Origin of the sequence: Streptomyces sp. AK010, assembly GCF_014207295.1 — a bacterium.
Classification (GTDB): Bacteria; Actinomycetota; Actinomycetes; order Streptomycetales; family Streptomycetaceae; genus Streptomyces; species Streptomyces massasporeus.
In genome coordinates, this window is the sequence record NZ_JACHCX010000012.1 from 65,716 (window position 1) to 87,163 (window position 21,448).

16 protein-coding genes and 2 pseudogenes are annotated in these 21,448 nt (G+C 70.5%); 4 read left to right on the top strand and 14 right to left on the bottom strand.

Translation table 11 applies throughout. The features are described 5' to 3' along the window. Positions 1-247: 247 nt before the first annotated feature. The 4 genes and pseudogenes from fahA to HDC93_RS38630 all read left to right on the top strand — a co-directional run. Positions 248-1,459, top strand: coding sequence for a fumarylacetoacetase (fahA, locus tag HDC93_RS22785; protein ID WP_185012708.1), 1,212 nt, complete (start codon positions 248-250; stop codon positions 1,457-1,459). Positions 1,460-1,676: 217 nt separating this feature from the next. Further along, a complete protein-coding gene (locus HDC93_RS22790) occupies positions 1,677-2,615 on the top strand; it encodes a M56 family metallopeptidase (protein WP_185012848.1) in 939 nt (312 codons plus the stop codon). Positions 2,616-2,658: 43 nt separating this feature from the next. Then, a pseudogene (locus tag HDC93_RS22795) lies at positions 2,659-3,090 on the top strand (GntR family transcriptional regulator); the annotation flags it as partial. 31 nt (positions 3,091-3,121) lie between these two features. After that, positions 3,122-3,290: pseudogene (locus HDC93_RS38630) on the top strand (ABC transporter substrate-binding protein); the annotation flags it as partial. A gap of 89 nt (positions 3,291-3,379) precedes the next feature. Here HDC93_RS38630 and recQ read toward each other — a convergent pair. The 14 genes from recQ to HDC93_RS22865 form a co-directional block, all read right to left on the bottom strand. Further along, the gene (gene recQ / locus HDC93_RS22800) at positions 3,380-5,464 is read right to left on the bottom strand and encodes a DNA helicase RecQ (RefSeq protein ID WP_398986041.1); all 2,085 of its coding nucleotides are present in this window, start codon (positions 5,462-5,464) and stop codon (positions 3,380-3,382) included. Between the two features lie 235 nt (positions 5,465-5,699). Beyond that, entirely contained in the window at positions 5,700-7,349 is a 1,650-nt protein-coding gene (gene nuoN / locus HDC93_RS22805) for an NADH-quinone oxidoreductase subunit NuoN (protein ID WP_185012709.1), read from the bottom strand. Further along, the gene (locus HDC93_RS22810) at positions 7,346-8,917 is read right to left on the bottom strand and encodes an NADH-quinone oxidoreductase subunit M (protein WP_185012710.1); all 1,572 of its coding nucleotides are present in this window, start codon (positions 8,915-8,917) and stop codon (positions 7,346-7,348) included. The genes nuoN and HDC93_RS22810 overlap by 4 nt, the downstream gene beginning before the upstream one ends. Positions 8,918-8,922: 5 nt before the next feature. Then, positions 8,923-10,914 (bottom strand): NADH-quinone oxidoreductase subunit L, encoded by a 1,992-nt coding sequence (gene nuoL, locus HDC93_RS22815; protein WP_185012711.1) that lies wholly within the window; start codon positions 10,912-10,914, stop codon positions 8,923-8,925. Between the two features lie 15 nt (positions 10,915-10,929). After that, positions 10,930-11,229, bottom strand: coding sequence for an NADH-quinone oxidoreductase subunit NuoK (gene nuoK / locus HDC93_RS22820; protein WP_003992252.1), 300 nt, complete (start codon positions 11,227-11,229; stop codon positions 10,930-10,932). Beyond that, the gene (locus tag HDC93_RS22825; protein ID WP_185012712.1) at positions 11,226-12,068 is read right to left on the bottom strand and encodes an NADH-quinone oxidoreductase subunit J; all 843 of its coding nucleotides are present in this window, start codon (positions 12,066-12,068) and stop codon (positions 11,226-11,228) included. Before HDC93_RS22825 ends, nuoK begins: the two co-directional genes overlap by 4 nt. After that, positions 12,065-12,730, bottom strand: coding sequence for an NADH-quinone oxidoreductase subunit NuoI (gene nuoI, locus HDC93_RS22830; protein ID WP_185012713.1), 666 nt, complete (start codon positions 12,728-12,730; stop codon positions 12,065-12,067). Before nuoI ends, HDC93_RS22825 begins: the two co-directional genes overlap by 4 nt. After that, positions 12,723-14,135 carry an NADH-quinone oxidoreductase subunit NuoH gene (nuoH, locus tag HDC93_RS22835; protein WP_185012714.1) on the bottom strand — a complete coding sequence of 471 codons (1,413 nt, stop codon included), beginning with the start codon at positions 14,133-14,135 and terminating at the stop codon, positions 12,723-12,725. The genes nuoI and nuoH overlap by 8 nt, the downstream gene beginning before the upstream one ends. Next, positions 14,132-16,636 carry an NADH-quinone oxidoreductase subunit G gene (locus HDC93_RS22840; protein ID WP_185012715.1) on the bottom strand — a complete coding sequence of 835 codons (2,505 nt, stop codon included), beginning with the start codon at positions 16,634-16,636 and terminating at the stop codon, positions 14,132-14,134. The genes nuoH and HDC93_RS22840 overlap by 4 nt, the downstream gene beginning before the upstream one ends. After that, positions 16,633-17,979, bottom strand: coding sequence for an NADH-quinone oxidoreductase subunit NuoF (nuoF, locus tag HDC93_RS22845; protein WP_221517028.1), 1,347 nt, complete (start codon positions 17,977-17,979; stop codon positions 16,633-16,635). Before nuoF ends, HDC93_RS22840 begins: the two co-directional genes overlap by 4 nt. Then, positions 17,979-18,839 carry an NADH-quinone oxidoreductase subunit NuoE gene (gene nuoE / locus HDC93_RS22850; RefSeq protein WP_185012717.1) on the bottom strand — a complete coding sequence of 287 codons (861 nt, stop codon included), beginning with the start codon at positions 18,837-18,839 and terminating at the stop codon, positions 17,979-17,981. Before nuoE ends, nuoF begins: the two co-directional genes overlap by 1 nt. Then, the gene (locus HDC93_RS22855; RefSeq protein ID WP_185012718.1) at positions 18,836-20,158 is read right to left on the bottom strand and encodes an NADH-quinone oxidoreductase subunit D; all 1,323 of its coding nucleotides are present in this window, start codon (positions 20,156-20,158) and stop codon (positions 18,836-18,838) included. Before HDC93_RS22855 ends, nuoE begins: the two co-directional genes overlap by 4 nt. Further along, positions 20,155-20,895: an NADH-quinone oxidoreductase subunit C gene (locus HDC93_RS22860; protein WP_185012719.1), complete on the bottom strand. Its 741-nt coding sequence runs from the start codon at positions 20,893-20,895 to the stop codon at positions 20,155-20,157. Before HDC93_RS22860 ends, HDC93_RS22855 begins: the two co-directional genes overlap by 4 nt. Then, the gene (locus tag HDC93_RS22865) at positions 20,892-21,446 is read right to left on the bottom strand and encodes an NADH-quinone oxidoreductase subunit B family protein (protein WP_018528252.1); all 555 of its coding nucleotides are present in this window, start codon (positions 21,444-21,446) and stop codon (positions 20,892-20,894) included. The genes HDC93_RS22860 and HDC93_RS22865 overlap by 4 nt, the downstream gene beginning before the upstream one ends. Between the last annotated feature and the right edge of the window lie 2 nt (positions 21,447-21,448).

Here is a 21,448-nt window from a genome sequence, read left to right on the forward strand (position 1 = left end):
CGCCCCGTTCGCACCGCTCCGTCAAGATTGCGTCGCGTCCTGTGGATAACGTCCGGCACGTACGAATGCGGCGTCCCGTCCGGCCCGCCGGAGTCACCCCGTCCGGTCCCACCCGGGCCCACCTGCCCCGTTCGTCCCTGTCCACCTCCTCGGACTCTGCCCAGGACCGGTGTGTCACCCGTAACGTGTGGCACGACCACGAATACGTGGTGACGACATGGCGCACCCGAAAGCGAGGCAGCACCCGATGCCCCCCTTCGATGTCCCCGAGGGTGACCCCTTCGGCCCGCACAATCTGCCGTACGGCGTGTTCTCCCTGCCCGGCTCGTCCCACCGGACCGTGGGCGTCCGGCTCGGCGACCATGTGCTGGACGCGGGCGCCGCGGCCCACGCGCTCGGCTCGCCGTACGCCTCCCTGCTCGCCCGGCCGACCCTCAACCCGCTGCTGGCCGCGGGGCGCACGGCCTGGTCGGACGTGCGCCGGGCGCTGACCGCCTGGGTGACCGTGCCGTCCCACCGCGAGACCGTCGCGCCGCTGTTCCACCCCCTGTCGTCGGTGGATCTGCACCTGCCGTTCGAGGTGGCGGACTACGTCGACTTCTACGCCTCCGAGAACCACGCCCGGAACGTCGGGCAGATCTTCCGCCCCGACGCGGAGGACTCCCTCACCCCCAACTGGAAGCATCTGCCCATCGGCTACCACGGCCGCTCCGGCACGGTCGTCGTCTCCGGCACGGAGATCGCACGGCCGTCCGGCCAGCGCAAGGCCCCCACGGACACCGCTCCCGTCTTCGGCCCGTCCGTCCGCCTGGACATCGAGGCCGAGGTCGGTTTCGTCGTCGGTGTGCCGTCCCGGATGGGCGCGCCGGTGGCCCTCGGCGACTTCCGCGAGCACGTGTTCGGGCTGTGCCTCCTCAACGACTGGTCCGCCCGCGACGTCCAGGCCTGGGAGTACGTGCCCCTCGGCCCGTTCCTCGGCAAGTCCTTCGCCACGTCGGTGTCGGCGTGGATCACCCCGCTGGACGCCCTGGAGGAGGCCCTCGTGGCGCCCCCGGCCCGGACGCACGGGCTGCTGCCGTACCTGGACGACAGCGACGAGGAACCCGGCGGCTACGACCTGCGGATCAGCGTCGCGATCAACGGTCACGTCGTCTCCGAGCCGCCCTTCTCCACCATGTACTGGACGGCCGCCCAGCAGCTGGCCCATATGACCGTCAACGGCACCTCCCTGCGCACCGGCGACCTCTACGGCTCCGGCACGGTCAGCGGCCCGGCGGAAAACGAGCGCGGCTCCCTGCTGGAGCTGACCTGGAACGGCCGCGAGCCGCTCGAACTTCCCGACGGCAAGCGCACGTTCCTGGAGGACGGTGACGAGGTGACCCTCTCGGCCTGGGCCCCGGGGCCGCACGGCGTGCGGGTGGGGCTGGGCGAGGTGACCGGGCGAGTGGTCCAGGGCTGACGCAGGACGGCCGGGGGCCGGCCGACGGTCGCCCCTGCGCTCCCTTCCGTTGTCGTTCGACCCCTGACGCACACCGCCCGGCCCGTCATACTGGGCGCGGGGCGGTGTGCCCGCACGTACGTCACGCTCGTCGTGGCCATCGGCGCGCTCGGCGGCCGCCCTCCCCCGCACCACCCGTGTCCGCCCCTCTTCCGACGAGGAACCGGAGCCCGTGGCCATGACCGTCTGCCTGCTCCTGCTGAGCGTCGTCGCCGTGACGGCCGCCGCCCCCGTTCCCCGGGCGCTGACCCGGGCCGCGTGGCCCGAGCGGGAACCGGTGCTCGCGCTGTGGGTCTGGCAGTGTCTGGTCGCCACGGTCCTGCTGGCCTGCGTGACGGCGCTCTCCCTGGGCGCCGCAGCCGTCTTCGGCACGGTCCGCGCCCAGTTGTTCGCCCCGGCGCCGCCCGCGGTCACCGCGGCGTACGACCTGTCCACCGCCCCGCCGTGGGCCGCCGCCCTCACTCTGCTGCTGGCCTGCGGCGCCGCCTGGACGACGGCGATGCTCGCGCGGGAGCTCGTCGAGGCGCGCCGGCGGCATGCCCAGGCGCGCGCCCATCTGCGCGAGCGCGCCCCCGACCTGCCGGCCGGCCTGCCGGCGGCCCGGGGCCCGCTGCTGGTCCTGGAGGACGAGTACCCGGACGCCTGGTGGATGCCGGGGAGCCCGCCCCAGCTGATCGTCACCACGGGCGCCCTGCACCGCCTCACCGGCCACCAGCTCGACGCCGTCCTCGCCCACGAGCGCGGCCACGCCCGGGCCCGCCACGACTGGCTGCTCCACCTCTCCACCGCCCTGGCCACCGGCTTCCCCCGCATCCCGCTGTTCGCCCACTTCTGCGACCAGACGCACCGCCTGGTCGAGCTGGCCGCCGACGACACGGCCTCCCGCCGCTGCGGCCATCTGACGACCGCCCTGGCGCTGATCGAGCTCAACCAGCACCGCGGCGTCCTGTCCTGCGCCTCCAGCAACCGCCTGCTGGGCGAACGGGTCGACCGGCTCCTGGAACCGCCGCCCCGGCTGGACCGCCTGCACCGCACCCTCACCACCACGACGGCCGCGCTCGTACCGCTGCTGCCCCTGCTGATCGCGTTCGCCCCGGGGCTGACGGCGCTGTCGTAGCCGGGCGGGCTCGTGCCGTGGTGGCGGATCTCCCCGCAGGCCGTCCGAGGTCCGCACCATGGGCCCCGCCCCGGCGCCCGCCCCGGTCGCCGACCGCCTCCGGCTCGCGCCCGGCACCGACGCCCTCTGCATCGAACGCCTGCGCAGGCTCGGCGGGCTGCCCCTGTCCCTCGACCTCACCTACATCCCCCTCGGCATCGGCACCGAACTGCTCGGCGCCGACCTGGAGAACACCGACGTCTTCCGCCTCCTGGAAGCCGCCACCGGCCGGCACGTCGGCCGCGCCGAGATCACCCTGGAAGCGGTCAGCGCGGACACCCACTCGGCCGCCGTGCTCGCGGCCCCGCGCGGCGCCGCCGTCCTCATGCTGGAACGCCTCACCCACCTCGCGGACGGCCGCCCGGTCGACCTGGAGTTCATCCGTTTCCGCGGCGACCGCATCACCATGAGCGGCCTGCTGCACCGGACCCGGTAACCACTCCGCTCGCGCACACTCCTGGAGACAGCCATGGCAGGACTACGCCACCGGCGCCCCCATCACCGCCCAGATGACCGCGGGGAAGATCGACATCGGCTCGATGGGCGACTCTGCTCAGCAACGCGGCCCGCGGCAAGCAGCTGAACAGCCCCACCCGCCTGGTCTCGGTCACCGGCTACAACCTCCGCGCGGCGATCACGGCATCGCCACCTTCGACCCGGCCATCAAGCCCCAGCTCGTGACCGGCCCGGCTTCCGGAGCCGTCTGACCCGGCCGGAGCCCGGCCCTATATCCAGTCGTCGGGCTCCGGCTCCTCGTCCATCTCCGGCCAGTGGTCCGGCTCGCCCGCGTCCTGACCGGGGGTGTGAGCCGGAGCCTGGCCGGACGCTGTCGGGGCCGGGGACGAGTCGCCCGCGGGGGCGGAGCCCGCCGGCCCGCCCAGCGACGCGAGCACCTCCAGCACACCCTCCCCGTACGTGGTGAGCTTCTTCTCGCCGACGCCGCTGATCCCGCCGAGCTCCCCCGCCGACGTCGGCCACACCGTGGCGATCTCCCGCAGCGTGGCGTCGTGGAAGATCACGTACGCCGGGACGCCCTGCTCACGAGCCTGCTCGGCGCGCCAGGCACGCAGCGCCTCGAAGGCCGGCAGCAGCTCTTCGGGCAGCTCGGCGACGACGGCCTTGCCCTTGCGCTCGCCTCGCCCGGAACTCCCGGACGAAGAACCCGACCGGGAGGTGGCCGGCTTCTTGGGCTCCTTGCGCAGCGGCACGTCCCGCTCCCGCCGCAGTACCGCCCCGCTGGCCTCGGTCAGCACCAGCGTGCCGTATTCGCCCTCCACCGCGAGCAGCCCCTGGGCGAGCAACTGGCGGATGACGCCCCGCCATTCGGCCTCGGTGAGCTCCTCTCCGATGCCGAACACGGACAGCTGGTCGTGGTCGAACTGGATGACCTTGCCGGTCCGCTTCCCCAGCAGGATGTCGACGATCTGCACCGCGCCGAACTTCTGCCCGCGCTCCCGCTGCAGCCGGACCACCGTGGACAGGGCCTTCTGCGCGGCGACGGTGCCGTCCCAGGTCTCCGGCGGGGTCAGGCAGGTGTCGCAGTTGCCGCAGCCGGACGGGTCCGGGTCCTGGCCGAAGTAGGCGAGGAGCTGGCCCCGGCGGCACTGGGCCGTCTCGCACAGCGCCAGCATCGAGTCCAGGTGGGCCTGGGCCCGGCGCCGGAAAACCTCGTCCCCCTCACCTGACTGGATCAGCTTGCGCTGCTGTATGACGTCGTTCAGTCCGTAGGCCATCCACGCCGTCGACGGCAGCCCGTCGCGGCCGGCCCGGCCCGTCTCCTGGTAGTAGCCCTCGACCGACTTGGGCAGGTCGAGGTGGGCGACGAAACGGACGTCCGGCTTGTCGATGCCCATGCCGAAGGCGATGGTAGCCACCACGACCAGGCCGTCCTCCCGCAGGAAGCGGGACTGGTGGGCGGCGCGGGTGCCCGCGTCCAGGCCCGCGTGGTACGGCACCGCCTCGACGCCGTTGCGGCTGAGAAACTCGGCGGTCTTCTCCACCGAGTTGCGCGACAGGCAGTAGACGATGCCCGCGTCACCCGCGTGCTCCTCGCGCAGGAAGCTCAGCAGCTGCTTCTTCGGGTCGGCCTTGGGCACGATCCGGTACTGGATGTTGGGCCGGTCGAAGCTCGCCACGAAATGGCGGGCCGCCGGCATGTTCAGCCGCTCGGTGATCTCCTGGTGCGTCGCGTGCGTGGCCGTCGCCGTCAGGGCGATGCGCGGTACGTCCGGCCAGCGCTCACCGAGCAGGGACAGCGCCAGGTAGTCGGGCCGGAAGTCGTGGCCCCACTGGGAGACGCAGTGCGCCTCGTCGATCGCGAAGAGGGAGATCTTGCCGCGGGAGAGCAGGTCGAGCGTGCTCCCCACCCGCAGCCGCTCCGGGGCCAGGTACAGCAGGTCCAGCTCGCCGGCGAGGAACTCGGCCTCGACCATCCGCCGCTCGTCGAAGTCCTGCGTGGAGTTCATGAACCCGGCCCGCACGCCCAGCGCCCGCAGCGCGTCCACCTGGTCCTGCATCAGGGCGATGAGCGGGGACACGACCACACCCGTACCCGGCCTGACCAGGGACGGAATCTGGTAGCACAGCGACTTGCCGCCACCGGTGGGCATGAGCACGACGGCGTCACCGCCCGCCACCACATGCTCGATGACCGCTTCCTGCTCACCGCGGAAGGCCTCGTACCCGAAGACCCGGTGCAGCGCGGCCAGCGCCTCGCTCGCGTCGGCGCCGAGAGGCCCGGCGGGACCACTGCCCGCGCCGGCCCCGGCCCCGGTCACCCCGACTCCGGTCACCGCGTCCAGTTCCGTCATCACACCCGTCCCGCCCGTCGCGCCCATCGTTGCGTCCCCCGTGCGTCGCGCCTCGACCACTGCGTCCACCATAGGCGCCCGCACCGACAGCCCCGGAGTTATCCACAGGTCCCGCCGGCGAAGGCGATGCAGATCCATACGTTCGACATGGCGCGCCGCTGCGGCACCTCGCCCGGAAACGCCGTGGGGCCCGGCTCCCGAAGGAGACCGGACCCCACGCGGCCCTCCGCGGACGTCAGCGGACGAAGACGCCCGCCTGCCCCGCCAGATCCAGGAAGTACTGCGGCGCCACACCGAGCACCAGCGTGACCGCCACACCCACTCCGATCGCCGTCATCGTCAGCGGCGACGGCACGGCCACCGTCGGGCCCTCCGGCCGCGGCTCGCTGAAGAACATCAGCACGATGACGCGGATGTAGAAGAACGCAGCGATCGCCGACGAGATCACACCGATGACGACGAGCGGGGCCGCCCCGCCCTCCGCCGCCGCCTTGAACACGGCGAACTTCCCGGCGAAGCCGGACGTCAGCGGAATGCCCGCGAAGGCCAGCAGGAACACCGCGAACACGGCCGCCACCAGCGGGGACCTGCGCCCGAGCCCCGCCCACTTGGACAGATGCGTCGCCTCGCCCCCGGCGTCACGGACGAGCGTGACCACCGCGAAGGCGCCGATCGTCACGAACGAGTACGCCGCCAGGTAGAACAGCACCGACGAGACACCGTCGGGCGTGGTCGCGATGACACCCGCGAGGATGAACCCGGCGTGCGCGATCGACGAGTACGCCAGCAGCCGCTTGATGTCGGTCTGCGTGATCGCGACGATCGCACCGCCCAGCATCGTGACGATGGCCACGGCCCACATGACCGGCCGCCAGTCCCAGCGCAGGCCCGGCAGGACGACGTAGAGCAGCCGCAGCAGCGCGCCGAACGCCGCCACCTTCGTCGCCGCCGCCATGAAGCCGGTCACCGGCGTCGGCGCGCCCTGGTACACGTCCGGCGTCCACATGTGGAACGGCACCGCGCCCACCTTGAACAGCAGGCCCATGACCAGCAGCGCGGCGCCGATCAGCAGCAGCGCGTCGTTGCCCATGGTGTCGGCGAGCGCCGGGTTGACGTCCTGCACCGTGCCGTCGACGACCTGCGCGATCGTCGCGTACGACATCGAGCCCGCGTAGCCGTAGAGCAGGGCGATGCCGAACAGGGTGAACGCGGAGGCGAAGGCGCCGAGCAGGAAGTACTTGACCGCCGCCTCCTGCGACATGAGCCGCTTGCGGCGGGCCAGCGCGCACAGCAGGTACAGCGGCAGGGAGAGGACCTCCAGCGCCACGAACAGCGTCAGCAGGTCGTTGGCCGCGGGGAAGATCAGCATGCCGGCGACCGCGAACAGCAGCAGCGGGAACACCTCGGTGGTGGTGAACCCGGCCTTGATCGCGGCCTTCTCGCTCTCGCTGCCCGGCACGGACGCGGCCTGCGCGGCGAAGGAGTCGACGCGGTTGCCGTGCGCCTCCGGGTCCAGGCGCCGCTCGGCGAAGGTGAACAGGCCCACCAGGGCCGCCAGCAGGATCGTGCCCTGGAGGAACAGGGCCGGTCCGTCGACGGCGATCGCGCCCATCGCCGCGATGCGCGCCCTGGTCGTGCCGTACCCGTCGGCCGCGAGCGCCACGACCGCGGCGAAGGCCGCGGCGAGGGCGACGACGGACACGAACATCTGGGCGTAGTAGCGCGACTTCCGCGGGACGAACGCCTCGATCAGGATCCCGATGATCGCCGCGCCGACGACGATCAGGATCGGCGACAGCTGGCCGTACTCGAACTTCGGCGCGTCGATCTTGGAGATCGGGTCGGCCGCGGTTGTCCACAGGCTGTGGACGGCTGTTGCGCTCACTTGGCCGCCTCCACCTCGGGCTGGGGGTCCTTCTTCTGGACGTCGGACATGGTCTGCTTGACCGCCGGGTCGATGATCTGCGTGACGGGCTTCGGGTAGACGCCCAGGAAGATCAGCAGGGCGATCAGCGGGGCGACGACCGCGAGCTCACGGATCCTGAGGTCCGGCATCGCGGAGACGTCCGGCTTCACCGGGCCCGTCATCGTCCGCTGGTAGAGGACGAGGGTGTAGAGCGCGGCGAGGACGATGCCGAAGGTGGCGATGATGCCGATCACCGGGTAGCGCGTGAACGTGCCGACCAGGACCAGGAACTCGCTGACGAACGGCGCCAGGCCCGGCAGGGACAGGGTCGCGAGGCTGCCGATCAGGAACGTGCCGGCGAGCACCGGGGCGACCTTCTGCACTCCGCCGTAGTCGGCGATGAGCCGCGAGCCGCGCCGGGAGATCAGGAAGCCGGCCACCAGCATCAGCGCGGCCGTCGAGATGCCGTGGTTGATCATGTAGAGCGTCGCGCCGGACTGGCCCTGGCTGGTCATCGCGAAGATGCCCATGATGATGAAGCCGAAGTGGGAGATCGACGCGTACGCCACCAGCCGCTTGATGTCCCGCTGGCCGACCGCGAGCAGCGCCCCGTAGATGATGCTGATCAGGGCGAGGACGAGGATGGCGGGCGTGGCCCACTTGCTGGCCTCCGGGAACAGCTGGAGGCAGAAGCGGAGCATCGCGAACGTGCCGACCTTGTCGACGACCGCCGTGATGAGCACGGCGACCGGGGCGGTGGACTCCTGCATGGCGTTGGGCAGCCAGGTGTGCAGCGGCCACAGCGGCGCCTTCACCGCGAAGGCGAAGAAGAACCCGAGGAACAGCCAGCGTTCGGTGTGGGTCGCCATGTCGAGCGTGCCGTTGGCACGGGCCTCGGCGATCTCCTGGAGCGAGAAGTTCCCGGCGACCACGTACAGGCCGATCACCGCGGCCAGCATGATCAGACCGCCGACCAGGTTGTAGAGGAGGAACTTGACTGCCGCGTACGACCGTTGGGTCGCCGCCGCCTTCTCGCCGTGCTCGTGGGCACGGTCCCCGAAGCCGCCGATGAGGAAGTACATCGGGATCAGCATGGCTTCGAAGAAGATGTAGAAGAGGAAGACGTCGGTGGCTTCGAAGGAGAGGATCACCATCGCCTCGACGGCCAGGATCAGGGCGAAGAAGCCCTGCGTCGGCCGCCACCGGCTGCTGCCGGTCTCCAGGGGGTCGGCGTCGTGCCAGCCCGCGAGGATGATGAAGGGGATCAGCAGCGCCGTGAGCGCGACGAGCGCCACGCCGATGCCGTCCACACCCAGTTCGTAGCGGACGCCGAAGTCCGCGATCCAGGCATGGGATTCGGTGAGCTGGTAGCGGGCGCCGTCCGGGTCGAAGCGGACCAGGACGGTGATCGCCAGGACGAGCGTGGCGAGCGAGAAGAACAGCGCCAGCCACTTGGCCGCGGTGCGCTTCGCGGCCGGTACGGCGGCCGTGGCGATCGCCCCGACGGCCGGGAGCGCCGCTGTCACTGTCAGCAGAGGAAAGGACATCGGTATCAGACCGCCCTCATCAGCAGGGTCGCGGCGACGATGACCGCCGCACCCCCGAACATCGAGACCGCGTAGGAGCGGGCGAAGCCGTTCTGCAGCTTGCGCATCCGCCCGGAGAGGCCGCCGACCAAGGCCGCCGTGCCGTTGACGACGCCGTCGACCAGGGTGTGGTCGACGTAGACCAGGGACCGCGTGAGGTGCTCGCCGCCGCGCACCAGGACGACGTGGTTGAAGTCGTCCTGGAGGAGGTCGCGCCGGGCGGCCCGGGTGAGCAGCGAGCCGCGCGGGGCGACGGCCGGGACCGGGCGGCGGCCGTACTGGGCCCAGGCGATGGCGACGCCGATGACCATGCAGGCGACGGTCGCGCCGGTGACCACACCCGCGCTGATCGGCGGATTGCCGTGACTGTGCCCGGTGACGGGCTCCAGCCAGTGCATGAACCGGTCGCCGATGCTGAAGAACGCGCCAGTGGCCACGGACCCGATGGCCAGCACGATCATCGGGATCGTCATGATCTTGGGCGACTCGTGCGGGTGCGGCGGGCCCGCCGCGGCAGCGGCATGTCCGGACACCGCCTCGCCGCGGGTCTCGGCGGCGGGCTCCACGTCCGGCCGGGCCGGGGACGGCGTCGGGGCCTTGCGCCAGCGCTCCTCGCCGAAGAACGTCATCAGCATCACGCGCGTCATGTAGAACGCCGTGATGGCCGCGCCGAGCAGGGCACAGGCGCCGAGGATCCAGCCCTCGGTGCCGCCCTTGGCGAACGCCGCCTCGATGATCTTGTCCTTGGAGAAGAAGCCGGACAGGCCCGGGAAGCCGATGATGGCCAGGTAGCCGAGGCCGAAGGTGACGAAGGTGACGGGCATGTACTTCCGCAGTCCGCCGTAGCGGCGCATGTCGACCTCGTCGTTCATGCCGTGCATGACCGAACCGGCGCCGAGGAACAGCCCGGCCTTGAAGAAGCCGTGCGTCACCAGGTGCATGATCGCGAAGACGTAGCCGATGGGGCCGAGGCCGGCGGCGAGGATCATGTAGCCGATCTGCGACATGGTCGAGCCGGCCAGGGCCTTCTTGATGTCGTCCTTCGCGCAACCGACGATCGCACCGAACAGCAGTGTGACCGCTCCGACGATGGTGACGACCAGTTGCGCGTCCGGGGCGCCGTTGAAGACGGCCGCGGAGCGGACGATCAGGTAGACGCCCGCCGTCACCATGGTCGCGGCGTGGATGAGGGCCGAGACCGGGGTCGGGCCCTCCATCGCGTCCCCGAGCCAGGACTGCAGCGGCACCTGGGCGGACTTGCCGCAGGCGGCGAGGAGCAGCATCAGCGCGATCGCGGTCAGCTTGTCCTCACCGGCGGCACCGGCGAGCCCGGCCTCCGTGTGGGTGCCGAGCACCGGCCCGAAGGCGAAGGTGCCGAACCACAGGAACATCAGCATGATCGCGATGGACAGGCCCATGTCGCCGACGCGGTTGACCAGGAAGGCCTTCTTCGCGGCCGTGGCGGCGCTGGGCTTGTGCTGCCAGAAGCCGATCAGCAGGTAGGAGGCGAGACCGACGCCCTCCCAGCCGACGTACAGCAGCAGATAGTTGTCGGCGAGGACGAGGAGCAGCATCGCCGCGAGGAACAGGTTCAGATAGCCGAAGAAGCGGCGGCGCCGCTCGTCGTGCTCCATGTACCCGACGGAGTACAGGTGGATCAGCGATCCGACGCCCGTGATCAGCAGCACGAACGTCATGGACAGCTGGTCCAGCTGGAAGGCGACGTCCGCCTGGAAGCCCTCGACCGGGATCCAGCTGAACAGGTGCTGGGACATCTCGCGGTGTTCGGCGCTCTGCCCCAGCATGTCGGTGAACAGCACCAGGCCGAGCACGAAGGAGACGGCCGCGAACAGGGTGCCGAGCCAGTGGCCGACGGCGTCCAGCCGCCGGCCGCCGCACAGCAGGACCGCCGCTCCGAGCAGGGGCGCCGCCACCAGCAGCGCAATGAGGTTCTCCACGATTCTTCCGACCCCTTACAGCTTCATCAGGCTGGCGTCGTCGACCGAGGCCGAGTGGCGGGCACGGAACAGGGACACGATGATCGCGAGCCCGACCACGACCTCGGCGGCGGCGACGACCATCGTGAAGAAGGCGATGATCTGCCCGTCGAGGTTGCCGTGCATCCGGGAGAAGGCGACGAACGCGAGGTTGCAGGCGTTGAGCATGAGCTCGATGCACATGAACACGACGATCGCGTTGCGCCTGATGAGCACGCCGGTGGCGCCGATCGTGAACAACAGGGCCGCGAGGTAGAGGTAGTTGACGGGGTTCACTTCGACGCCTCCTCGGACCGCTGGAACTTCGCCGGCCCGACCGCCCTGCGCCCCAGACGCTCCTCGGACCGCTGCTCCAGGGCCTTGAGGTCGTTGAGCGCCTCCTGCGACACGTCACGGATCTGGCCGCGCTCACGCAGGGTCTTGCTGACGGTGAGGTCGGACGGGGTGCCGTCGGGCAGCAGGCCCGCGATGTCGACCGCGTTGTGCCGGGCGTACACACCCGGTGCCGGCAGGGGCGGCAGCTGCTTGCCCGACCGGACGCGCTCCACGGCGAGCTCCCGCTGCGTCTTGGCGCGTTCGGTGCGCTCGCGGTGGGTGAGCACCATGGCGCCGACGGCGGCCGTGATGAGCAGGGCGCCGGTGATCTCGAACGCGAAGACGTACTTGGTGAAGAGGAGGGCGGCGAGGCCCTCCACGTTGCCCCCGGCGTTCGCCTGGCCGATGCCGTTGAACTCCGTGAGGGACGCGTTGCCGATCCCGCCGATCAGCAGGACGCCGAAGCCGAGACCGCACAGCAGGGCCAACCAGCGCTGGCCCTTGATGGTCTCCTTCAGGGAGTCCGCCGCGGTGACGCCGACGAGCATCACCACGAACAGGAACAGCATCATGATCGCGCCGGTGTAGACGACGATCTGGACGACGCCCAGGAAGTAGGCGCCGTTGGCGAGGTAGAACACCGCCAGGATGATCATGGTGCCGGCGAGGCAGAGCGCGCTGTGCACGGCCCTCTTCATGAGGATGGTGCACAGGGCGCCGATCACCGCGACGGTTCCGAGGATCCAGAACTGGACGGCCTCTCCGGTGGAGGTGGAGTAGGCGGCGAGTTGGGCGGTCATCGGCCGATCACCTTCTTTGAGGCGGGTTCCGTCCCGCCGGAGGTCGAGTCGGCCTCCTGTACGACCTCGCCCTTGGAGTGGGCGACCTGCTGCTCGGTACCGGGCGCCGCCTCCGTCACCAGGCCCCGGTAGTAGTCCTGCTCGTCGGTGCCGGGGTAGATGGCGTGGGGCGAGTCGACCATGCCCTCCTCCAGACCGGCGAGCAGCTGCTCCTTGGTGTAGATGAGGTTGGCCCGGCTGGAGTCGGCCAGCTCGAACTCGTTGGTCATCGTGAGCGCGCGCGTGGGGCAGGCCTCGATGCACAGGCCGCACAGGATGCAGCGGGCGTAGTTGATCTGGTAGACGCGGCCATACCGCTCGCCCGGCGAGTAGCGCTCCTCGTCGGTGTTGTCCGCGCCCTCCACGTAGATCGCGTCGGCGGGGCAGGCCCAGGCGCACAGTTCACACCCGACGCACTTCTCCAGGCCGTCCGGATGGCGGTTGAGCTGGTGCCGTCCGTGGAAGCGCGGAGCCGTGGTCTTCTGCTGCTCCGGGTACTGCTCGGTCAGCCGCTTCTTGAACATGGCCTTGAAGGTCACGCCGAAGCCGGCCACGGGGTTCTGGAAACCGGGCTTGGTGTCCTTGGGTTCCTCGGCCTTCGAACGCTCGAGTTCCTCAGCCATCGGACGCCTCCTTTCCATCCGTAGATCCGCCCAGAGATCCGTCACTCTGAGTATCGGGCCCACCACTGACAATCAGCTCCCGCTCTCCCCCACGCTCGAACTCGCTCCCGCGGGGGGACCCCCAGCGCGAGCGGCGGCGCGGGACCGGCGGAAGTTCCTGTCCGGGCAGGGGCGGTACGGGGAATCCGCCCGCCATCGGGTCGAAGGCGGCCGGGGTCTCGGCCGGCTGGTCGGTCTTCTTGGCCTTCTCGCGGAACACGTCGACGACGAAGGAGAGCAGCAGCAGGGCGAGGACGCCGCCGCCCACGTACAGGGTGATGTCGGCGAAGTCGTAGCCCTCGTTGCGGAAGGCCCGCACGCTCGCGACGAGCATCAGCCACACCAGCGAGACCGGGATGAGGACCTTCCAGCCGAGCTTCATCAGCTGGTCGTAGCGGACGCGCGGGAGGGTGCCGCGGATCCAGATGAACATGAAGAGCAGCAACTGGACCTTGACCGTGAACCACAGGAGCGGCCACCAGCCGTGGTTGGCGCCCTCCCAGAAGGTGCTGACGGGCCAGGGGGCCCGCCAGCCGCCGAGGAACAGCGTGGTGGCGACGGCCGAGACGGTCACCATGTTGACGTACTCGGCGAGCATGAACATCGCGAACTTGATCGACGAGTACTCGGTGTTGAAGCCGCCGACCAGGTCGCCCTCGGACTCCGGCATGTCGAAGGGGGCGCGGTTGGTCTCGCCGACCATCGTGACGATGTAGATGACGAAGGAGACCGGCAGCAGCACGATGTACCAGCGGTCGGCCTGCTGCTCGACGATCGTCGAGGTCGACATGGACCCCGAGTAGAGGAAGACGGAGGCGAAGGCGGCGCCCATCGCGATCTCGTAGGAGATCATCTGCGCGCAGGAGCGCAAGCCCCCCAGCAGCGGGTACGTCGAGCCGGAGCTCCAGCCCGCCAGGACGATGCCGTAGATGCCGACCGAGGCGACCGCGAGGATGTAGAGCATCGCGATCGGCAGGTCGGTGAGCTGCATCGTGGTGCGCTGGCCGAAGATCGAGATCTCGTTGCCGGCCGGGCCGAAGGGGATCACCGCGATCGCCATGAAGGCCGGGATGGCCGCGATGACGGGCGCGAGGACGTAGATCGCCTTGTCCGCGCGCTTGACGATCACGTCTTCCTTCAGCATCAGCTTGATGCCGTCGGCGAGCGACTGGAGCATGCCCCAGGGGCCGTGCCGGTTGGGGCCGATGCGCAGCTGCATCCAGGCGACGACCTTGCGCTCCATGACGATGGAGACCAGCACGGTCACCATCAGGAAGGCGAAGCAGAACACCGCCTTGACGACGACCAGCCACCAGGGGTCGGTGCCGAACATCGAGAGGTCTTCAGCGGCGAGGTACGGGCTCATGCCTCCACCTCCTTGGGGGCCTCGCCGGCGAGCGTCGCCGGGCCGATGCGGACGAGGGAGCCGGGCCGCGCCCCGGTGTCGGAGGCGACGCCGCCGCCGGTGGAGTTCAGCGGCAGCCACACCACCCGGTCGGGCATGTCAGTGATCTGGAGCGGGAGTTCCGCGACCCCCTGGGGGCCGGTCACCGCGAGCAGGTCGCCGTCCTTGAGGCCCGCCTCGGCGGCCGTCGGGGCCGACACACGCGCGCGTGCCGCGTGCCGGGTTCCGGCGAGTGCCTCGTCGCCCTGCTGGAGGAGGCCCTGGTCGAGCAGCAGCCGGTGCCCCGCGAGGACGGCTTCCCCGGCGGCCGGCCGCGGCAGCGCGGCCGCGGTCTCCAGGGGCTCGCCTGCCCGCGGGCCGTCCCAGGCGCCGAGCCGGTCGATCTCGCCGCGCACGGTACGCAGATCCGGCAGTCCGAGGTGGACGTCCATGGCGTCGGCCAGCATCTGCAGCACGCGCGCGTCGGTGGGCGCGGAGCTGCGGGTCATCTGGTCCGGCTTGAGCGCCGCCTCGAAGAAGCGGATCCGGCCTTCCCAGTTGAGGAAGGTGCCGGCCTTCTCGGCGACCGCGGCGACGGGCAGGACGACATCGGCCTTGCGGCTGACCTCGCTCGGCCGCAGCTCCAGCGAGACCAGGAAGCCCACCTCGTCCAGCGCCGCACGCGCGCGTGCCGGGTCGGGCAGGTCGGCGATCTCCACGCCCGCCACCAGCAGGGCCTGGAGCTCGCCGGACGCGGCGGCCTCCACGATCTGGCCGGTGTCCCGGCCGTAGCGGTGCGGGAGACCGGCGACGCCCCAGACGCCGGCGACCTCGTCACGCGCGCGGGGGTCGGTGGCCGGGCGCCCGCCCGGCAGCAGCGACGGCAGCGCGCCCGCCTCGATCGCACCGCGTTCCCCGGCCCGGCGCGGGATCCACGCCAGCCGGGCGCCGGTGGCGGAGGCGGTGCGGGCGGCGGCGGTGAGCCCGCCGGCCACGGCGGCCAGCCGCTCGCCGACGACGATCACCGCACCCTCGGCGCGCAGCGCCTCGGCGGCGAGCGCACCGTCGTCCTCCAGGCCGGCGCCGCTCGCGAGCGCGTCCAGCCACTCGGTCTCGGTGCCGGGAGCCGCCGGCAGCAGCGTGCCACCGGCCTTCTCCAGACCGCGCGTGGCGTGCGTGGCCAGGGAGTAGACCTTCTGCCCGTGCCCCCGCCAGGCCTTGCGCAGCCGCAGGAAGACGCCGGGGGCCTCCTCCTCCGCCTCGAACCCGACCAGCAGGACGGCGGGGGCCTTCTCCAGCGCGGTGTACGTGACGCCCGTGCCGTCGAGGTCCCGGCCGCGCCCGGCGATCTGGGCGGCGAGGAAGTCGGCCTCCTCGCTGCTGTGCACGCGCGCGCGGAAGTCGATGTCGTTGGTGTCGAGCGCCACGCGCGCGAACTTGCTGTACGCGTAGGCGTCCTCGACGGTGAGGCGGCCGCCGGTCAGGACTGCGGTGCGGCCCCGGGAGGCCAGCAGCCCCTGGGCCGCGATCTGGAGCGCCTCCGGCCAGGAGGCCGGTTCCAGCTCGCCCTCGGCGTTGCGCACCAACGGCGTCTGGAGCCGGTCGCGCTGCTGCGCGTACCGGAAGCCGAACCGCCCCTTGTCGCAGATCCACTCCTCGTTGACCTCGGGGTCGTTCGCCGCGAGGCGCCGCATGACCTTGCCGCGCCGGTGGTCGGTGCGCGTGGCGCAGCCGCCGGAGCAGTGCTCGCACACCGACGGGGAGGAGACCAGGTCGAAGGGGCGGGAGCGGAATCGGTACGCCGCCGAGGTCAGCGCGCCGACCGGGCAGATCTGGATGGTGTTGCCGGAGAAGTACGACTCGAAGGGGTCGCCCTCGCCGGTGCCGACCTGCTGGAGCGCGCCGCGCTCGATCAGCTCGATCATCGGGTCGCCCGCGACCTGGTTGGAGAACCGGGTGCAGCGGGCGCACAGCACGCACCGCTCGCGGTCGAGCAGCACCTGGGTGGAGATCGGGACGGGCTTCTCATAGGTCCGCTTGCGGCCCTCGAAGCGGGAGTCGGACTCGCCGTGCGACATGGCCTGGTTCTGCAGCGGGCACTCGCCGCCCTTGTCGCAGACCGGGCAGTCCAGCGGGTGGTTGATGAGCAGGAGCTCCATCACACCCTTCTGGGCCTTCTCAGCGACCGGGGAGGTGAGGTGGGTCTTCACCACCATCCCGTCGGTGCAGGTGATGGTGCAGGACGCCATGGGCTTGCGCTGGCCCTCGACCTCGACGATGCACTGGCGGCAGGCGCCGGCCGGGTCGAGCAGGGGGTGGTCGCAGAACCGGGGGATCTCGATGCCGAGCTGCTCGGCGGCCCGGATGACCAGGGTGCCCTTGGGCACGCTGATCTCCGCGCCGTCGATCGTCAGCGACACGAGGTCCTCCGGCGGGACCGCCGCTTCTCCCCCGCCGGAGGGAGAGCTGGTGGTCACGGTCATGCGTTCACCTCCGTGCGGTCGGCCCAGGCCGTCGACTTGGCCGGGTCGAAGGGGCAGCCCCGGCCCGTGATGTGCTGCTCGTACTCCTCGCGGAAGTACTTGAGCGAGGAGAAGATCGGCGAGGCGGCGCCGTCGCCGAGGGCGCAGAACGACTTGCCGTTGATGTTGTCGGCGATGTCGTTCAGCTTGTCGAGGTCCGACATCTGTCCCTTGCCGGCCTCGATGTCGCGCAGCAGCTGCACGAGCCAGTAGGTCCCTTCGCGGCAGGGCGTGCACTTGCCGCAGGACTCGTGGGCGTAGAACTCCGTCCAGCGGGTGACGGCCCGGACCACGCAGGTCGTCTCGTCGAAGCACTGGAGGGCTTTGGTGCCGAGCATGGAACCCGCGGCGCCCACCCCCTCGTAGTCCAGGGGCACGTCGAGGTGCTCGTCGGTGAACATCGGGGTCGAGGAACCGCCCGGCGTCCAGAACTTGAGGCGGTGCCCGGGGCGCATCCCGCCGCTCATGTCGAGGAGCTGGCGGAGCGTGATCCCGAGCGGCGCCTCGTACTGGCCGGGGCCGGCGACATGGCCGGAAAGGGAGTAGAGCGTGAAGCCGGGCGACTTCTCACTCCCCATCGACCGGAACCATTCCTTGCCCCGCTGCATGATCGCGGGAACCGACGCGATCGATTCGACGTTGTTCACCACAGTCGGGCACGCATAGAGGCCCGCGACGGCAGGGAAGGGGGGACGAAGCCGCGGCTGGCCCCGGCGGCCTTCGAGCGAGTCGAGCAGTGCGGTCTCCTCACCGCAGATGTACGCGCCCGCGCCCGCGTGCACGGTGATGTCGAGGTCGAGTCCGCTGCCCTGGATGTTCTCGCCGAGGAAGCCGGCCTCGTACGCCTCGCGCACGGCCGAGTGCAACCGCCGCAGCACCGGGACGACTTCACCACGCAGATAGATGAAGGCATGCGACGACCTGATGGCGTAGCACGCGATGATCATGCCCTCGATGAGGCTGTGCGGGTTCGCGAAGAGGAGCGGGATGTCCTTGCACGTCCCCGGCTCCGACTCGTCGGCGTTGACAACGAGATAGTGCGGCTTGCCGTCCCCCTGCGGGATGAACTGCCACTTCATGCCGGTGGGAAAGCCCGCGCCGCCGCGTCCGCGCAGACCGGATTCCTTGACGTACGCGATCACGTCGTCCGGCGACATGGCGAGCGCCTTGCGCAGCCCTTCGTAGCCGTCGTGCGTGCGGTACACGTCCAGCGTCCAGGACTTGTCCTCGTCCCAGAAGGCCGACAGCACGGGTGCGAGCAGCTTCTCGGGGCTCGTGTCTTTCAGCTCGGGTGCCAAGGTCATCACTCCCCCTCCTCGGCGGTGGGCCCGGCCGGGTGGGCAGGGTCGGAGGCCGATGTGTCCTGCGGCGCGTCGTGCGAGCTCAGGTGCTCGGTCGGTGACGGCTCGTGCGGTGCCCCGGTCCGGGCCGCCTCGCCGCGCGGGTGCACCACGCGTGCGGGAGAGGCCTCCCCCTTGGCGAGCTTCAGACCGATCAGGGAGGCGGGTCCCGCGCTTCCGCCGGCTTCCACGGCACCCTCCCGCTCGTCGGGGAAGCCGGCCAGGATCCGGGCGGTCTCCTTGAAGGTGCACATGCGCGCGCCGCGGGTGGGCGTGACCGGCCGTCCCGCGCGCAGGTCGTCGACGAGGCTCTTGGCGCTGGCCGGGGTCTGGTTGTCGAAGAACTCCCAGTTGACCATCACGACCGGCGCGAAGTCGCAGGCCGCGTTGCATTCGATGTGCTCCAGGGTGACCTTGCCGTCGCCGGTGGTCTCGCCGTTGCCGACGCCGAGGTGCTCCTGGAGCTCCTCGAAGATCGCGTCCCCGCCCATGACGGCACACAGGGTGTTGGTGCACACCCCCACCTGGTAGTCGCCGCTCGGCCGGCGGCGGTACATGGTGTAGAAGGTGGCGACCGCGGTGACCTCGGCCGTGGTCAGGCCGAGCACGTCCGCGCAGAACCGCATGCCGGTGCGGGTGACGTGCCCCTCCTCCGCCTGTACGAGGTGCAGCAGCGGCAGCAGGGCGGACCGGGAGTCGGGGTAGCGGGCGATGACCTCGCGCGCGTCCGTCTCCAGACGGGCCCGGACGTCGTCCGGGTAGGCGGGGGCGGGCAGTTCGGGCATGCCCAGGCTGACGCCCCGCTCGGAAGACGATGTGGTCACCGGTCGACGCCTCCCATCACGGGGTCGATGGACGCGACGGCGACGATGACGTCGGCGACCTGGCCGCCCTCGCACATCGCCGCCATGGCCTGAAGGTTGGTGAAGGACGGGTCCCGGAAGTGGACCCGGTAGGGGCGGGTGCCGCCGTCGGAGACGACGTGCACCCCGAGTTCGCCCTTGGGCGACTCGACCGCCGCGTACGTCTGTCCCGGCGGGACGCGGAAGCCCTCGGTGACGAGCTTGAAGTGGTGGATCAGGGCCTCCATGGAGGTGCCCATGATCTTCTTGATGTGGTCGAGGGAGTTGCCGAGGCCGTCGGGGCCCAGGGCGAGCTGGGCCGGCCAGGCGATCTTCTTGTCGGCGACCATGACCGGGCCGGGCTGGAGCCGGTCCAGGCACTGCTCGACGATCCTCAGGGACTGGCGCATCTCCTCCAGCCGGATGAGGAAGCGGCCGTAGGAGTCGCAGGTGTCCGCGGTCGGGATGTCGAAGTCGTAGGTCTCGTAGCCGCAGTAGGGCTGCGCCTTGCGCAGGTCGTGCGGCAGGCCGGTGGAGCGCAGGATCGGGCCCGTCGCGCCGAGGGCCATGCAGCCGGCCAGGTCGAGATAGCCGACGTCCTGCATGCGGGCCTTGAAGATGGGGTTCCCGGTGGCGAGCTTGTCGTACTCCGGGAGGTTCTTCTTCATCTTCTTCACGAACTCGCGGATCTGGTCCACCGCGCCGGGCGGCAGGTCCTGGGCGAGTCCGCCCGGGCGGATGTACGCGTGGTTCATCCGCAGGCCGGTGATCAGCTCGTAGATATCGAGAATGAGTTCACGATCACGAAAGCCGTAGATCATGATCGTGGTCGCGCCGAGCTCCATGCCGCCGGTGGCGATGCACACCAGGTGCGAGGAGAGGCGGTTCAGCTCCATCAGGAGCACGCGGATGATCGAGGCGCGGTCCGGGATCTGGTCCTCGATGCCGAGGAGCTTCTCGACACCGAGGCAGTACGCCGTCTCGTTGAAGAACGGCGTCAGGTAGTCCATGCGCGTCACGAACGTGGTGCCCTGCGTCCACGTCCGGTACTCGAGGTTCTTCTCGATGCCGGTGTGCAGGTAACCGATTCCGCAGCGGGCCTCGGTGACGGTCTCGCCGTCGATCTCCAGGATCAGACGGAGCACACCGTGGGTGGACGGGTGCTGCGGGCCCATGTTGACGACGATGCGCTCGTCGTCGGCGCGGGCCGCGGACTGGACGACCTCGTCCCAGTCGCCGCCGGTGACCGTGTAGACGGTGCCCTCGGTGGTCTCCCGAGGGGAGGCGTGGGAAGTGCTCATGAGTACGACCTCCGCTGGTCCGGAGCCGGGATCTGGGCGCCCTTGTATTCGACGGGGATGCCGCCGAGGGGGTAGTCCTTGCGCTGCGGGAAGCCCTGCCAGTCGTCCGGCATCATGATCCGCGTCAGGGCCGGGTGACCGTCGAAGACGATTCCGAAGAAGTCGTACGTCTCGCGCTCGTGCCAGTCGTTCGTCGGATAGACCTCGAACAACGACGGGATGTGCGGGTCGCTGTCGGGGGCGCTGACCTCCAGGCGGATCACCCGGTTGTGGGTGATCGACCGCAGGTGGTAGACGGCGTGCAGCTCGCGGCCCTTGTCGTTCGGGTAGTGCACGCCGCTGACGCCGGTGCACAGCTCGAAGCGCAGGGCCGGGTCGTCGCGCAGGGTGCGGGCGACGCGTACGAGGTGCTCGCGCTCGATGTGGAAGGTCAGCTCGTCGCGGTCGACGACCGTCTTCTCGATGGCGTTGGCGGGGACCAGGTCCTGCTCCTCCAGGGCCCCCTCCAGCTCGTCGGCGACCTCGTCGAACCATCCGCCGTAGGGGCGGCTCGCCGGTCCCGGGAGCCGGACCGAGCGGACCAGGCCGCCGTAGCCGGAGGTGTCTCCGCCGTTGTCGGCGCCGAACATGCCGCGCTGGACGCGGATCTCCTCACCGCCCTGGCCGCGCTGGCCCGGGAGGTTCTCCGCGGAGAGGTCCTTCTCGGGGTTGACCCCGTTGCCGTTCGCCTCACTCACCGCAGCAGCCCCTTCATCTCGATGGTGGGCAGCGCCTTGAGCGCCGCTTCCTCCGCCTCGCGGGCCGCCTCCTCGGCGTTCACGCCGAGCTTGGAGCTCTGGATCTTCTGGTGGAGCTTGAGGATCGCGTCCATGAGCATCTCCGGCCGGGGCGGACAGCCGGGGAGGTAGATGTCGACCGGCACGATGTGGTCGACGCCCTGGACGATGGCGTAGTTGTTGAACATGCCGCCGGACGAGGCGCAGACCCCCATGGAGATCACCCACTTGGGGTTCGGCATCTGGTCGTAGACCTGCCGGAGCACCGGCGCCATCTTCTGGCTGACCCGGCCGGCGACGATCATCAGGTCCGCCTGGCGCGGCGAGCCCCGGAAGACCTCCATGCCGAAGCGCGCCAGGTCGTAGCGGCCGGCGCCGGTGGTCATCATCTCGATGGCACAGCAGGCGAGGCCGAACGTGGCGGGAAAGACGGACGACTTGCGCACCCAGCCCGCGGCCTGCTCGACGGTGGTCAGCAGGAAGCCGCTCGGCAGCTTTTCTTCGAGTCCCATGA